This is a genomic window from Tenacibaculum singaporense, assembly GCF_003867015.1.
GTDB lineage: Bacteria > Bacteroidota > Bacteroidia > Flavobacteriales > Flavobacteriaceae > Polaribacter > Polaribacter singaporensis.
Genome location: NZ_CP032548.1, coordinates 2895064 through 2911801 on the forward strand (window position 1 = coordinate 2895064; position 16738 = coordinate 2911801).

General features: G+C 28.8%; 12 protein-coding genes and 1 pseudogene. 9 read left to right on the top strand and 4 right to left on the bottom strand.

The window, feature by feature from the left end; all coding sequences use genetic code 11:
* The first annotated feature begins 97 nt into the window (after positions 1 to 97).
* The 4 genes and pseudogenes from D6T69_RS12860 to D6T69_RS12875 form a co-directional block, all read left to right on the top strand.
* Positions 98 to 2632: a DUF5916 domain-containing protein gene (locus D6T69_RS12860; RefSeq protein WP_125068118.1), complete on the top strand. Its 2535-nt coding sequence runs from the start codon at positions 98 to 100 to the stop codon at positions 2630 to 2632.
* A gap of 89 nt (positions 2633 to 2721) precedes the next feature.
* Positions 2722 to 3384, top strand: a complete 663-nt coding sequence (locus D6T69_RS12865) for an ABC transporter ATP-binding protein (RefSeq protein WP_125068120.1) — start codon at positions 2722 to 2724, stop codon at positions 3382 to 3384.
* A gap of 45 nt (positions 3385 to 3429) precedes the next feature.
* Positions 3430 to 3981, top strand: coding sequence for a CPBP family intramembrane glutamic endopeptidase (locus tag D6T69_RS12870; RefSeq protein ID WP_125068122.1), 552 nt, complete (start codon positions 3430 to 3432; stop codon positions 3979 to 3981).
* Between the two features lies 1 nt (position 3982).
* Positions 3983 to 4489 (top strand): annotated as a pseudogene (locus D6T69_RS12875) (DUF2400 domain-containing protein); the annotation flags it as partial.
* Between the two features lie 13 nt (positions 4490 to 4502).
* On the opposite strand, the gene D6T69_RS12880 reads toward D6T69_RS12875, so the two are convergent.
* The 4 genes from D6T69_RS12880 to D6T69_RS12895 all read right to left on the bottom strand — a co-directional run bounded on the left by D6T69_RS12880 (position 4503) and on the right by D6T69_RS12895 (position 8586).
* A complete protein-coding gene (locus D6T69_RS12880; protein WP_125068126.1) occupies positions 4503 to 6374 on the bottom strand; it encodes a recombinase family protein in 1872 nt (623 codons plus the stop codon).
* 54 nt (positions 6375 to 6428) lie between these two features.
* Positions 6429 to 7826 (bottom strand): hypothetical protein, encoded by a 1398-nt coding sequence (locus tag D6T69_RS12885; protein WP_125068128.1) that lies wholly within the window; start codon positions 7824 to 7826, stop codon positions 6429 to 6431.
* A 339-nt stretch (positions 7827 to 8165) separates the two neighbouring features.
* Positions 8166 to 8369 (bottom strand): hypothetical protein, encoded by a 204-nt coding sequence (locus D6T69_RS12890; protein WP_125068130.1) that lies wholly within the window; start codon positions 8367 to 8369, stop codon positions 8166 to 8168.
* Between the two features lie 4 nt (positions 8370 to 8373).
* Positions 8374 to 8586: a hypothetical protein gene (locus D6T69_RS12895; protein ID WP_125068131.1), complete on the bottom strand. Its 213-nt coding sequence runs from the start codon at positions 8584 to 8586 to the stop codon at positions 8374 to 8376.
* A 113-nt stretch (positions 8587 to 8699) separates the two neighbouring features.
* On the opposite strand from D6T69_RS12895, the gene D6T69_RS12900 reads away from it, so the two are divergent.
* Genes D6T69_RS12900 through D6T69_RS12920 form a run of 5 tightly spaced genes read left to right on the top strand, consistent with a single transcriptional unit; the run spans position 8700 to position 16724 of the window.
* On the top strand, positions 8700 to 8903 hold the full coding sequence (locus D6T69_RS12900; protein ID WP_206197819.1) for a helix-turn-helix transcriptional regulator: 204 nt from the start codon (positions 8700 to 8702) through the stop codon (positions 8901 to 8903).
* A complete protein-coding gene (locus D6T69_RS12905) occupies positions 8900 to 12058 on the top strand; it encodes a helicase-related protein (protein ID WP_125068134.1) in 3159 nt (1052 codons plus the stop codon). The genes D6T69_RS12900 and D6T69_RS12905 overlap by 4 nt, the downstream gene beginning before the upstream one ends.
* On the top strand, positions 12059 to 12829 hold the full coding sequence (locus tag D6T69_RS12910; RefSeq protein ID WP_125068136.1) for a DUF4391 domain-containing protein: 771 nt from the start codon (positions 12059 to 12061) through the stop codon (positions 12827 to 12829). It abuts the gene before it with no gap.
* Positions 12830 to 12839: 10 nt separating this feature from the next.
* Positions 12840 to 14540 carry a DUF262 domain-containing protein gene (locus D6T69_RS12915; protein ID WP_125068138.1) on the top strand — a complete coding sequence of 567 codons (1701 nt, stop codon included), beginning with the start codon at positions 12840 to 12842 and terminating at the stop codon, positions 14538 to 14540.
* 3 nt (positions 14541 to 14543) lie between these two features.
* Entirely contained in the window at positions 14544 to 16724 is a 2181-nt protein-coding gene (locus D6T69_RS12920) for a DUF262 domain-containing protein (protein WP_125068140.1), read from the top strand.
* Positions 16725 to 16738 lie beyond the last annotated feature (14 nt).

Consider the following 16738-nt stretch of genomic DNA (forward strand, 5'->3'; position numbering starts at 1 on the left):
TTTAACAGGTCTTTACCGTAATTAACATGATTTTGTGATTTATTTATCCTAATCATAATAATTTAGCCCAACAACTAATACTATATCTCGATCAACTATGCTTAAAGTTTTAGCATTTATTACAACCAGTTTCTTCTTTATAGGAGTTACAAATGCCCAAACCATTAACCAAAACAGAAAAAAACTAGACGTAATACGTGTAGATGTTCCTCCAAAAATTGACGGAAAATTAGATGATACTGCTTGGAAAAATGTTCCTGCCGCAAAAGATTTTGTGATGATGCGTCCCGACAATGGAAAAGCGGAACCTGACACCCATAAAACAGTAGTTAAATTAGTATACGATGATAATGCTATTTACATCAGTGCTAAAATGTACGATCCTGAACCTTCAAAAATACCTGCTGAGTTTACTAACAGAGACAATATTGGTAACAGCGATTTCTTTTTAATAACTATTAACCCTAACGACGACGGACAAAATCCTTTTGAATTTATTGTAACCAGTTCAGGTGCGCAAGCAGACTCAAAAGTATCTAACGGAAATGAAGATTTTAATTGGAGTGCCGTATGGGAAAGTGATTTTAGCATTAATGAAGACTCTTGGGTTGTAGAAATGAAAATTCCATATAGAGCTTTACGTTTTGCTAATGTACCTGTTCAATCGTGGGGAATTAACTATCACAGAAAAGTACTGAATTTAAATGCTCAATTCACTTGGAATCATATTGATAATCAACAAGGAAATTGGACTCAATATGATGGTTTGTATGAAAACTTCACCAACATAAAACCTCCTACCCGATTAAACTTTTATCCATATGCATCAGCAACTACGACCACTAAAGATGGTAATACTGACTTTGATTGGAGTGTAGGTATGGATGTAAAATATGGAATTACCGAAAACTTTACGTTAGACGCTACTTTAATTCCTGATTTTAGTCAAGTAGGTTTTGACAATGTTACCTTAAATTTAGGACCTTTTGAACAGCAATTTACAGAACAACGTCAATTTTTTACTGAAGGAACTGAATTATTTAGTAAAGGACGTTTATTTTATTCAAGAAGAATTGGAGGCAGACCAATAGATCAATTTTCTGGTGAACGAAAAGATGATGATGAGTTTATTGATGGAAAAAAAATAAATGATGAAGTTATAGATGTTCCTGATAAAGTTCAAATGCTAAACGCCATAAAAATATCTGGAAGAACCAAAGGAGGTTTAGGGGTAGGATTCTTTAATGCCATTACCGAAAAAACAGAAGCTACTGTTGAAAGAACTGAGCAAACAATTAATGGATTAGATACTATTAGCAATGTGAGTACTTACAAAACTACAGTTAATCCATTTTCTAACTATAATATTATGGTGCTAGATCAGCAGTTTAATCAAAACTCATCTATTACCTTAATTAACACCAATGTAACTCGTGACGGAAGATTTAGAGATGCTAATGTTACTGGATTACTCTGGCATGTTGAAGATAAAAAAAGTAGGTATAATATCGACGGTAGTTTTAAAATGAGTAATATTTCTGACGACGAAGATGATCCAAATACAGGATACGCTTTTGATACCAGTATTGGTAAACAATCAGGAAATTGGCGAGGAGAAATTGGATACAATTTTGAAAACAAAGACTACAACCCTAATGATATGGGGATTCTCTTTAGCAACAATGAACAAACTATTTACGGTTTTGTTGGTTATCGATTGTTAAAACCTAAAGGAATATTCAACAACTACGGAGCTAACATATACTATAACTTTAACTTCTTGCACAACCCAGGAACCTATGTAGGTACTAATACTGGTTTATCTTTTTGGGCTGATACTAAAAAACGATTCAGCTTTGGAGGAAACTTAAATTATAGTACAGAAAGAAAAGACTTTTTTGAGCCAAGACAAGGAACTACTAGTGGTATCTACTTTAACAGACCAGAAAGGCTGAATGTGAATCATTGGGGGTCTACCGATTATAGAAAAAAGTTTGCTATAGACTATAATTGGTATTATACCTTTTTCAAAAACAATCCAAAAGAAAGTTATGGTTTTAGATTTTCACCTAGATACCGTTTTACCAACAAATTTTCTTTAATTTATGGTTTCAGATATGGAAAAACTAATAATGGTCAAGGATATGTTACAAAAATTAATGAAGATGATATAGAAGAAAAACCTTCATTAGCACCTTTAAAAGATCATATTATTTTCGGACAGCGCGATTGGGCTACCTACGACAATTCTTTAACAGGAAAATATACTTTCAGTACAAAATCAGCAGTATCATTATCATTTAGACATAACTGGAGTAAAGTTCCGTATCAAGGAAAATATTTTAGCCTAAATGAAGAGAATGGAGAACTTACAGAAAATAACTACCAAGGAGAGCACGATAAAAACTTTAATAGTTGGAACTTAGATGTAAACTATCAATGGCAATTTGCTCCAGGTAGTCAATTAATCTTTTTCTACAGAAACTCCATAAGACCAGATCACGATTTTGCCCCTGCAAACATTGATTTTAAAAACAACATCTCAAAACTTTTTGATCAAAGTATGCAACACAGGTTTTCTATTCGATTAGTTTATTTTATCGATTATAACAACATCAAAAATATAATTTAAATACACGTTTATGTATTATTTGAAATCAGGTAAGCATTAAAGCGTATCTGATTTCTTTTTTATACATTCGTTACTTAGAAAATAACACTATGATTGTTGCTAAAAACATCCACAAACATTACGGAGAGGTAGAAATATTAAAAGGCGTTGATCTTCATATAAAAAAAGGAGAAATAGTTGCTATTGTTGGTCCTTCAGGAGCAGGAAAAACAACCTTACTACAAATTTTAGGAACCCTAGATAAACCATTAAAAAATCAGAGCTACGAATTATTAGTTGATGGCGTTTCTATCAAAGATTTAAACGACACAAAAGTTTCCGCTTTCCGAAATAAACACATCGGATTCATTTTTCAATTTCATCAGTTATTACCAGAATTTACTGCCTTAGAAAATGTTTGTATTCCTGCTTTTATAGGAGGAAAAGGAAAAACAGAAACTGAAAAAAGAGCTAAAGAACTTTTAAACTTCTTAGGCTTATCACACAGAGAAAATCATAAACCTAACGAGCTTTCTGGAGGAGAGCAACAACGTGTTGCTGTTGCTAGAGCTTTAATTAACGAACCTTCTGTTATTTTTGCTGATGAACCTTCAGGAAACCTCGACTCTACTTCTGCTAAAAATTTACACGAGTTATTTTTTAAACTACGTGATGAGTTTGGGCAAACCTTTGTGCTAGTAACACACAACAAAGAATTAGCGCAAATGGCTGATAGAACACTTATAATGAAAGACGGAATTATTGTTGAATAGTGTAACTATTTAAAGTTTCTAGCTACTAATTAATAAATCATTTCCATGAAAGAAACTTTTCAAGAACTTGTTACCTATTTAAAAAATCCCGTTTTAGAAAAAGATACCAATCAAAACATTTCGTATCGTTTTCAAAAATTCTTTCACCTCCTTTTTATAAGTATTATTACAGGAGCTATATTATCTCCCCTTTTTCTTCTTGTTGAAGAGTTAGGTTTGATCAACATGAATGAACACGCTGTAGAAGATTTACTAAAAGCTCATACCAAATGGTTTATTGCTTTTCTTACCATTATTTTAGCCCCTTTGCTTGAAGAACTGTTTTTTAGAGCACCAATCACCTTATTTCATGGGAAGAAAAACTTCAAAATAGCCTTTTATGTGTTTGCACTACTTTTTGGTTTAGTACATTTAACTAACTTTACTATTACTACTAATGTACTTTTATTAGCTCCAATACTAGTGGCTCCGCAAACTATTTTAGGTGGTTATTTAGGATTTATTAGAGTTCGTTTTGGACTCGAATGGAGTATCTTATTACACGCTTGCTATAATGCTTTCTTTGTTTTGCTTAGTTTTGCAGGAGATTTAGCATAAAATGAACAAAAAGGAGCTTAAAGAGTTTTTAGACGAAAAAGTAATACAATACAACAATCCAGATTTTATTGATAGTGACCCTATTCAAATTCCACACCAATTTTCGGTAAAAGAAGATATTGAAATCGCTGGCTTTTTAGCTGCAACTATTGCTTGGGGAAATCGTAAAATGATTATTAACAACTCCCATAAAATGATTGATTTAATGGGGAATTCTCCTTATGATTTTGTTCTCAATCATTCTGAAGAAGATTTAGCTAATTTTGACGGATTTGTACACAGAACATTTAATGCAGATGATTTTAAGTTTTTTATTCAATCGTTAAAAAACATCTATCAAAATCATGGTGGATTAGAAGCTGTTTTACAACCAAAAGATAAAGCAGATAATTACCAACATGCTATACATCATTTCAAACAAGTTTTTTTTGAAATCCCTCATCAACCAAGAACATTAAAGCATGTTTCTGATCCTTTAAAAGGCTCTGCTTCCAAAAGAATTAATATGTAGTTACGGGTAATTAAGGTAGTGTTTCAAAATTTATTAGTTCATTTTTATTTAACTCTATCTTAGAGTTCATAAAAATCAATTGTTTAAACCCTTGAAATTCACCTGTAATCGATTCTAAAATATCTTCTTTCGCATCTTCGTATAAAATGTCAGTTTTTTTTACTTCTTCAATTAATTTTTTAATATCCTTATCCTCTATTGAAAATAAATCAAAAAGTCCATCAAGCGTTTCATAATCTTCTTTTAATTGTTCTTTATTAAAAGCAGCTGTTCTAAATAAAACAGTCCAATCCCAAATAATAGCCTTGTAATCAGTTAAGAATACTGAATATTCATCATAATCTTTGTAATGTATTTCTATTTTGTAATTCCCAGTTTTATTTTCCCTTTCATGTGAAATAATTATCTTATCTACCATTCTATGAATCGCAAGCTTTATTGATTCGAAATCATTTTCTAAAGTAAATAATTCGATAATCGATTTTGCTCTTTTAGCTCTGGAATTATTCTCATTTTCATGAATTTTCTGTTCAATTAAACCTATATTTTCTCTAATATTAATCAATTTTTTTTTAGAAGTAATTAAATCATTTTTAATGGTGTCATCGCTTCTAAAGTCATCTTCTAATAATAGTTTATAAGCTCTTTTTATTCTTTTATTAATTTGTTTTTCCTTTTCCCTATGATTTAAGAGTTCTTTCTTTAACTTATCATTCTTACTTTCTTTGCTAGGTATATTAACTAAAATATTTTTCAATTCTTTTGAATCAAAAAGATGTTTTATTATGAATGTTTCAAGTTTTGGTAAATTTATTCCTCTACTTTTTTCACATATTTTATTCGGTTTTCTTACTCCTTTACATTTATAGGCATTATCATTTCCTTTTAACCTTTTTTTTCCTCTAAACTCCGAACCACAATGTTTACAGTATATCAAACCATTTAGTAAATATCTATATTTTTCCTTTTTACCTACATTTTTTTTGTTTAAGGCTAAATTATCTTGAACTTTTTCCCATAATTCTGGTTCAACAATATTAGGTACTTGAGAAATAATTAGCTCAGCTTTAACTTTTGATTTCACAGATTTACCATTCACATTCTCAATATTATCTTCATAACGATTCCATTCTCTTATTCCTTTGTATATTTTATTTCTGAGAATATCACTTATTACATTTCCTCTCCATTTAATTGAACTCTTGTCATGAATAGTTGTAATACCCGTATATGAATCTTTTCTCGTAATTTCTCCTTTAAAATTTCTACTATACTTTGTAGGGATTCCTTCGTCATTAAAAATATTAGCTATAGTATATGCTCCTTTACCTTCTAAAGATAATTGAAACATTCTCCTAACATGGACAGCTTCTTCTTCATCAACTACATAATCATTATTACTAGATTTTTTATATCCATAAGGTTTAATACCATGTGTTTTTCCCTCCTTTGCTTTTCTTGCATTAGCTAACCGTACTTTTTTTGACGTTATTTCTGCATAATAAGCATTAACGACTGACATTAAACTTGCTAACATTTTATTAGTAGGATTGTCTAAGTCAAAAAAAGAACCTCCAGGATAGTATTTAATTTTTTTGTTTAAACATTCCGCAACAAAAAAATCCCATGTTCTTGAATTTCTCTCAATTCTAGACTGGTCAATACAATAAACGTGTGTTATTTCTTCTTTTCTAATATCTCTAAATAAATCAGATAACCCATCTCTTACACTTTCATCTAGAGTTCCACTAATCCCATCATCTACATACATTCGGTATTTTAAGCCTAATTCTTTAGCACAATTTATTCCACCATCACGTTGGTCGTCTATAGTGTATTTATCTTTTCTGTTCTTGGATGTTCTACAGTATATGCCTAGCATTAACTTTTTTATTTAATAATTAAATATCGAAAAAAATATTGATTTTTTATAATATCACTCCTCCTTAATACTAGGCAATTCACCCAAAGCATCTTTAAAAACAGATTCCATTATTTTAAGAGTGGTTTTTTTATGTTCTTTTTTTACTATTACAGCATCGTGAATAGTGAAAGGAATAATATTTTCTTCTACTAATTTTCTGCTAATCAAATTAATAAAAATATTTGATTCGATTTGCTGAAGCATGATAGCAAAATCAGCATGATTTTTAATTTTGTAAGACGAGATAATTTTATAAATATTGGGATATACCTCTTTAAAAATCTTTTTATCTTCTAAATAACTCTTATTTTTAGAATAAGCAATCTTCATCCATAAATCTTTAGATTCTTTTCTAGTTGTATTGTATAGTTCTTGTAGATGCTCATACCAAACTCCTTTAGTGGTGTATTCAAAATATTTACTTATTTCTTTCTTTAAATTTCCCGTAGCGTTAATTAGATGTTCTTTTAATATAATATTGAATAAAACAGGTTGAGAATTTTTTAAGTCTAAATACACCATGTCTTCATATCCAACAATAAATTGACGTAAATCACTGCTTAAATTTGTTAAATTGGTATCTATTCTTCCGTTTGTTTTACTTCGTTTAAAGTAAATCGATTTTAAATTTTTACCTCCTTCAATTGCTTTAATTGAGGTAACTCTTGATGTATATTTATTATATGCTTTTAATTTTTCTTCTTCACTTTCAGCTTTCTCTATATTTTCAAAGTATTGAGTAATAGAAAATGTAATTGCTTTTTCAGCATCTATTCTAAAGTTATTTCGAAAATGACTCCCCATTTTTTTTATATGCTTTGGGGCATTATTAATGAAGGTCGAATCATCATTATAACTACTAGTTAAATACTTTTTGTTTTTTGAAGTAATTAAAATTTTTATTTCATACCAAATAGTTGAAATCCTATTTTTTTGATTGTTTAAATCTGTAATAATTTCAGTGCTTTCAGAGAGATTTTGTTCTGTTATTGTGAAACAATAGGGAGGGTTAATATCTTCAACAATTATATTATGAATAGATAATAATTTATTATAGTCTTTAAGATATTTATTAGTGTCAAATAAATAATAGTAAGTTGCTTTGTTTTTGTAATAATTATCGTTCCATATAATACCTTGGTTTACAAGAAATCTAATATAATTAGGATAAGAATTTCCATATTTAGCTTTTAGGTACTTTGAGTATAAAGGAATAAATTTATACGAATAATTTTCCATCTTTTTAAAGATGGAGCTTTTTGAGATTATTTCATTTAAAATGATTAAAAATATTTCTGGTTTATAATCAAAATCAGCAAAACCAAGATGAAGTTTTAAAAGCAAATTATCTACAATTGCTTTCGGTAAATGTAAGGTTCTATATTTTTTGTATGCTTTTTTCTTTGCCATAAATCAATTTATAAAACGCAATATAACATACATTTTTATGATGAATTGCATGTTCTTATTTATGAATATAGAATTTTACTTGAAATTTTTTCTTTCTCTTTAAGGTGAGTACAATAAAACAATCCTTATTTAGTATTTAACGCTTTAATTATAAAATTGCATGTTAGCGAATAGGTGAGATTCAAAATCCTAAAAAGTACATTTAGAACATTATATGGTTATAATAACCCACCCAGGGAGGGGGCTCTAAGAGAGGTCTCCCCTCCAAGCTGTACATAGGTAGGTGTTAAAAAAATGTAAATTGAAAAATGTATATAAACGTGTACAGCTTATGTTGTTTTAATATTGGAGAGAAGTAACTATATATTCAGCTAGTAATAAATCTTCTAATTGATTGTTTTTTACTAAACAATCAAATTCTTGCTGTAAAATGTCATCATTTATTATAGCTTCTTCTTCATATCTTGCTTTAACATAGGTTATTAATAATTCTTTTATTAGTGGATTTTTAGCAATGTCTATGTTTGTAACCTTATATTCCATATGTTTAATTCTTTTTAGTTTTTGTTATGTTGTACTTAGGATTAAATTCAAACAAAATAGATTGATGAATCTTCCAACTATGCTGCTTTTTGTGTAGTAATTCTGGATTGTTTTTATACTTGGTTTTAAGTTCTTTTATTCGGTAACGAAAAGTACGTTCGCTGATACCTGTAATTTCAAGCACCTCACTAAATTTTAAATACGTTTTCTGATTCATAATATTATTTTATTATAAATATGCAGCTGCAATTAAAAAGACCGTTTTCTCAAAAAAAACATATCATTTTATGAGATAATAATTCTATATTTATTTTTTAAATTTTTACCAATATGAATCGTATTAAAGAAGTATTACATGAAAAAGGTATAAAGCAATCTTTACTAGCTGAAAGACTTGGTAAAAGTTATAATATGGTTAATAGTTATGCGGCTAATCGAAGACAACCTCGTGTTGAAGTATTATTTCAAATAGCAGAACTTTTAAACATTAGCGTGAAAGATTTACTTATTGATAACAAAAAAGCTGCTAAATGAAATTAATCAACAACCAAGACACCTTATTAATCGATGAGGTTAAAAATTTAATTAATGAAAAATCTAAAGTCTATATAAGCTGTAACTTTTTTACTGCCTTTGCTGTTTTTGAATTAATTGAAATATTAAAAAAATCTAGTCAAGTAAATATACTATTAGACCTCAAAACTGAAGGAGACTTCAAATTTATACATAATGATGCTGAGCAAAAACTAAACTTAGGACTAGATAGAAAGTATAAAATAAATCAAGTTATTGGTTTAATTGAAGATAAAATCCAGTTTAGAAAAGGAAGTACTGCAAATCAGAATATACTCATAATTGAAAATGAGGATAGTTCAACATGTTTTACATTAACACCATTAAATTTAGATTCTGTTAGTTTAGGTATTTTACCTTCTGAGTCTCCTGTTCTAATAAACTCTTTTGAGGATACAAATAATACGTATTTAACGTTATTTAAAAGTTCATGGGAAAACAGCAACCAATCTTTAAACGATATGGTAGTTGAAGAACTTGAAAAGGGTACTTCTAACTTCACAGGTGAAGCTATTTACAAATATTGTATCCGTGAAATATTCAACTATTCTACGGTAAATGAAAGAGCAGATGAAAAACTTGAAAAAGTAGGTTTTAAAGATTCTAAAATATGGAGTCTATTGTACAATTTTCAAAAGGATGCTGTAATTGGTGCAATTGAAAAAATAGAAGCTTACGGTGGTTGTATTATAGCGGATAGTGTCGGTTTGGGTAAAACCTTTGAAGCATTAGGTGTAATAAAATACTATCAATTAAGAAATAGTAGAATATTAGTTTTAGCACCTAAAAAACTTAGAGAAAACTGGACGGTTTATACTTTAAATGATAAAAGAAATATTCTAGCGGAAGACAGACTTAATTTTAATGTTCTTAATCATACAGATTTATCAAGAGTACGTGGAAAATCTGGAGATATAGATTTAGAAACTATCAACTGGGGAAATTATGATTTAGTAGTGATTGACGAGTCTCATAATTTTAGAAACAATCCTACCAAAAAAGGAATGACTCGTTATAAGCGATTAATGCAAGATGTTATTAAGGCAAATATCCGAACTAAAGTTTTAATGCTATCTGCAACCCCTGTTAACAATAAAATGAACGATTTAAAAAACCAAATTGCTTTTATTACTGAGGGAGATGATGCTGCTTTTGCCTCACAAGGGATTAATAGTATTACTCAAGTAATGAGAGATTCTCAGCGTAGATTTACCAATTGGTTTAGAGATGGTGACCCAGATGAATTGGATGTAAATGAACTAATGCAACACCTTGATGGTACGTATTTTAGAATACTAGATATGTTAACTATTGCAAGGTCTAGAAAACATATTGATAAATATTATGATACTACAGATATTGGTAAGTTTCCAAATCGTCTAGCACCTATTACTATATACCCAGAAATTGATACTAAAAATCAATTTAAAGATATTGGTCAGATTTACGATGAAATTAGCACACTAACACTAGCATCTTATACACCGTTAGGTTATGTAATGCCTCATAAACGTGAGTTTTACGAAGAAAAATATGATATGCAAACGCATACAGGTAGTGTATTTAAACAGGTAGATAGAGAACAGAGTTTAATATACTTAATGCGTGTAAACCTATTAAAACGTTTAGAAAGCTCTATACATTCATTTAAACTTACAGTAGAGAAGCTTATTGGTTTGATTAATTCTAACTTAAAACAGTTAGAGGAACATAAAAATGGAGATATTGATTTAGATACCAATATAACCGATATTGACATTGATGATACTGATTTAGAGGATTTACTTATTGGAGGTAAGACAAAAGTTCTTATTCAAGATATTGATGGTATACGCTGGAAACAAGATTTAAAGCACGATAAAAGTATTTTAACAAACTTACTAGCAAGTATTAAGCTTATTGATGTAAAACGTGATGCAAAGCTGTTAAAATTGAAAGGCTTAATTAAAGGTAAATTAGAAAACCCACTTAACGGTAATAATAAAAAAGTAATTGTATTTACTGCCTTTGCAGATACAGCAAATTACATGTACAATGAGTTAAGCGATTGGCTTAAAAATGAAAAAGGCTTAAATGCTGCATTAGTAACTGGTTCTGGTCAGAATAAAACCAATATGAAAAATTGCAAAAATGACCTTAACTCTATATTAACGCATTTTTCGCCATTATCTAAGAAACGAAAAGATATTTATCCAGATGCAACATCAGAAATAGATATTTTATTCTGTACAGATTGTATTTCAGAAGGTCAAAACTTACAAGATTGTGATTATTTAGTAAACTATGATATCCATTGGAATCCAGTACGTATCATTCAACGTTTTGGACGTATAGACCGAATAGGCTCTATTAATGAACAAATTCAATTGGTTAATTTTTTTCCAAGTATGGAGCTTGATAGTTTTATCGATTTGGTAGCAAAAGTAAAGGGGCGTATGGTAATGCTAGATGTTTCTGCAACTGGAGAAGACAATGTAATTTCTAGAAACAGTCGTGAAATGCAAGATTTAGATTATCGAAAGCGACAATTAAAACAATTACAAGACCAAGTATTAGATTTAGAGGATATTAATGGGAATATTTCTATTACCGATATGACTTTTAACGATTTTAAAATAGATTTAGAAAAAAGTAGTGATGCACAAATAGAGGCGTTAAATGAAATTCCACGAGCATCTTATGCTATTGTGAAATCTAATTTATCAAACGTAAAAGAGGGCGTTATTTTTTGTTTAAAGGACAATAGCAACGATATAAGCGATAAACTTAAAAACAATATCCTATACCCTCATTTCTTAGTGTATGCTAGTCTAGATGGAAAAGACATGGTTACAGCTTCGCAAACTAAAATAGCATTAGATTATTTTAGAAAGCTATGTATGGGCAATGATAAAATATTACCCGATTTAGTAGCTGAATTTGAGAAAGAAACTATAGCAACCAAAAAGATGGAAGTTTATACCAAACTATTAAAAGCATCTTTAAAAGATATAGTTGGAGTACAAGAAGAAGTTGGTTTAGATATGTTAGCTACTCGTGGAGCTGTTAACTTGCTAAATAAAAGTATTGCTAATAATGAATCTTTAGAATTAGTCAGTTATTTAATTATAAAGTAAATGAATAATTCTTTTAATAATATATTTAAAATACCAGACCGTAGTCTTGTAGAGCAACGTTTAACCAAAGCTTATTTTCTTAGAAACTTCAGCTTGTCAAGTGCTGAAAAAAAGTTATTAAGCACTACTATTGAGTCTATGGAAATATTAGGTCAGATTAATTATGAAAAGACTAATATTCCAGCTGTGTTAACAGAAACAGACAGTTACGAGAATATTTTAATAATTTCATGTACCATTCCAAATAATCTATTAGAAAAATATGCCGATAGCTGTTCGCAATTGATACAAAAATATATAGCACACCAAGTAGTTTTGATAATTGAAGACGGTAACCAGTTTATTATTAATGTAACAGAAAAACGTATTAATCTCGTAGACAAAAACAAATTGGTAGTAGTAAAAGATTACAACACCCCAGAAATTTCTAAACTTTATAAAAACGAACAAAGTGAAGCTTTTTTTAAATCCTTAGATTTTAATACACTAGATAAAAAAAACTTAGAAATGATATACAAAAGCTATATACAAGCAGTTGTACAATATCAAATTGCTAGTGTTACTGGAAATTATAAAAAAAGAACTAAAGCTCGCACTGCAATAGATATGCAATATTTAGCAGACATAGAGCAACTAAAAACAGATATTACTTCATTAGTCAATCAAATAAAGAAAGAGAGTCAATTTAATTCAAAAATTAAATTGAACATATTAATTCAAAAAAAGAAAAATAGAATTAAAGAGTTAAAAAAAAGACTAGAATCTAATTAAAAAAAGCTAAATGATTGAAAAAGCTGTGTTAGAGCCAAAACTTATAAATAAAATTAAAGGAGATTTTTATATACCAGCATATCAACGAGGTTATAGATGGGAAAAAGAGCATGTTGCAATGTTACTCAATGATATTTGGAAAAATGGAGATAAAAATTACAGTCTACAACCAGTAGTTGTAAAAAAACTTAAAGATGATACTTACGAGCTAATTGATGGGCAACAAAGAACCACTACTTTGTACCTTATTTTAAAGTATATGAAACAGGTGCTGCCTTTTATTGAGCTTAATTTTTCATTGACTTATGAAACAAGAAAAAAAAGTTCAACATTTTTAAAGGATATTGATGAAAAACTCAAAGACGATAATATAGATTTTTATCATATTTATAATGCTTATAAAGCTATTGAAGAATGGTTTAACGAGGAAGGAGAGGATAAAAATTTAAAAGTTATAAATCTTTATAAATATTTTGGTGAGCGTGTTAAGGTTATTTGGTATGAAGTGGATAATAACACCAATGCAACAAATTTATTTACTCGTCTAAATATTGGTAAAATACCTCTTACCAATGCCGAATTAGTCAAAGCCTTATTTTTATCAAAAGATAATGGTATTACTTATGAAAAACAATTAGAAATATCTACTACTTGGGATAGTATTGAAAAAGACCTTCAAAACAATAAACTATGGTATTTTTTAACGAATCAATCGCCTAAATTATTTGCTACACGAATAGAGCTTATATTTAATTTAATGGCAAATAAAAAAGTAAATGAGAAAGAATCGTTTTTTACTTTTTATTACTTCATAGACCAAATTAAAAGCGAAAAATCTAGTCTTGAATTATGGCAGAACATAGTTTCTTATTTTTTAACTTTAAAAGAATGGTTTGAAAAACGAGATATTTATCATAAAGTGGGTTACTTAGTAGCTATAGGGAAACCTATTCAAGAAATAATAATTGAATCGCAAGGTAAAACCAAAACAGAATTTGAAAATGGTTTAGATGATGCTATAAGAGAAAAATTAAGCTTAACTCTTTCAGATGTTCGTGAGTTATCTTACGAGAAGGCTAAAGATAAATCTAAAATAGAAGATTTTTTATTATTACATAATGTTGAAACAATAAGATTATTAAAAGATACTTCGCAATTTTATTCTTTTGATAACCATAAGAGTAATAAATGGAGTTTAGAACATATACATGCTCAACAATCAATGGGGCTAAACAAAAAGGAAGACCAACAAGAGTGGCTTAATTTACATAAAACATCACTTCAAAATCTTGCTTTAAAAAGTTCTGAACCTCAAAGTATCAATTTATTAATAACAGAAATCGATAATAATATAGAAAATATAACAAAGGCAATATTTGACGATATTTTCCATAAGGTTTTTAATCTTCTTTCAGAAAAAGAAGATAGAGATTATATAGATGCTATAAGCAATATGGCATTATTGAGTATTTCAAGTAATGCGGCTCTTAATAACGCTACTTTTGATGTAAAACGTAATAAAATTATTGAACTGGATAAAGAAGGTGCTTATATACCTATTTGTACAAAACGAGTATTTTTTAAGTATTACACCGAATCTAAAGACCATCAACTACAATTTTGGGGAGCTAAAGACCGAGAAGCATATTTAGATTCTATGATAGGTGAAAAAGGTAATTTATTAAACTATTTAAAAACCGAAAAAGCTTAAATAATGAACTCAACACCAACCACATTTAAACAAATATTCGGTCAGAAATTAGAAAACGAAACGACTATCAATGGAATAGAAATTCCAATAATTCAACGAGACTATGCACAGGGTAGAAATACCACCGATGTTACAAGAATCAGAAATCGTTTTATTAATGTGTTATATAAAGCATTAACAGGTTCAGCAGATGATGCTGTAAAACTAGATTTTATTTACGGTAATATCGAAGATGAAAAATTAATACCGTTAGATGGTCAACAACGTTTAACCACATTGTTTTTACTTCATTGGTATGTAGCTAAGAGTGAAAATATAGCTACTGAAGATTATTCTTTCTTAAATAACTTTACTTATAAAACCCGTTTCAGTTCACAACATTTTTGTGATAAATTAGTTAATTGTTCACCAGATTTTGAACAAGAAAAATTATCAACTTGGATAAAAGACCAGAATTGGTTTATGTATTCATGGGAAAATGACCCAACTGTAAAAGCTATGCTAGTTGTTATAGACGATTTACATAAAGCTTTTAAGAAAGAAACAAATCTTTGGAAAAAGCTCACCGAAGGTTTAGAAATGCCAATAAGTTTTTATTTTCTTGCATTAGAAGAAATGGGTGTTACAGATAGTTTGTATATAAAAATGAACTCTAGAGGTAAGCCTTTAACTCCTTTTGAACACTTTAAAGCAGAATTTGAAAAAACTATCAAAGAAGTATCCCTTGCACAATATGAAGAGTTTATTAAAAAGGTAGATATCGATTGGATAGATATGTTTTGGAAATATCGTAGCGAAAATAATGAAATTGATGAAGAGTTTATGAGGTTTTATAGATTCATAACAGAAATGATTTGTTACGAACAAAATATACCTATCATTAATAACGATTTTGATTTATCGGCTAAAGTTTACGGAATACAGAATTCAAATGCTCAAAATAACTTACAATTTCTTTTTAATGCTTTTGATAGTTGGAGAGAAACAGAAAATATAGGTGAGTTTTTTAATAATATATTTTCAAAAAACGAACCAGAACCTAATAAGGTTTTACTTTATACAGAGACTGTCAATTTATTTTCAATGTGTTGCCATAATTATGGTAAAACATCTGGAAAACGAAGACAATTTTCTTTTATTAACACTTTTTTAATGTATGCTGTTCAGCTGTACTTAATACACAGAAATGATATAAGCGTTGAAGCTTTTATAAAGCGTTTAAGAATAGTAAGAAACTTAGCATTAAACTCGCAAGATGAAACTCGTGAAACAAAATTAACGGGTTTACTGCAAGATGTAAAAAATATTATTCTTGAAGAAAAGATAGAATTAAACTCTTTAGGGTTTAACGAGTTGCAAAAACAACAAGAATTAGATAAGATTCTATGGCGTAAGAAGCACCCCGAATTAGAGGTTTGTTTAAATAATTTAGAAGACCAAAAACTATTACAAGGTAATATTGCTATTATTGGGTTAGATAACACAGAAAAATTTCAAATGTTAGCAACTAATTTTATAAAACTGTTTAATGGAGATATTCATTACAAGGAAATTAGTAAAGCATTATTAACTGTAGGTGATTATACACAATTTGTTACTTGGAGAGTTTTATTTGGTAATCATACTGATTCCTCTTGGAGAGAGCTATTTACACCTTCTCAAAAAAGAAGAGGTTTTGAAAAAACTAAAGAAGTATTATCTCTTCTTTTAGATACTAAGGATGTGGATTTAAAATCATATATAACTAATCTTATTGATGATTATAGAAATAATGAAAATACTATAAAAAATTGGAGATACTATTTTATTAAATACCCTAATATGAGAGCTGGTAAAAGCGGTGTATTTAATTGGTACAATGACCCTTCACGAAAAAAAGAAAATCAATACGATATGTATATGATGAATACAGCTCATGCATTAAGTGGAAGGCATTGGAATCCGTTTTTATATGAAGTTTTTCAAAATGAAAACTTTAAAACTAAAACTACTCTTGAAGAATACGGGGCATTAATTATTTTAAATGAAAAGAATCAGAAGCTTGCTTCTAAAAATGATGGATGGTATATTTACGACTTCGAAGATAACCTAATTCAGAGAATAGAAATAGCACAAGAAAATGGTAATGATACTGAAGATAGAATTGACATTATAACCCATTTTTTAACTAGCTATTTAAACTAAATTACAAAGCATAC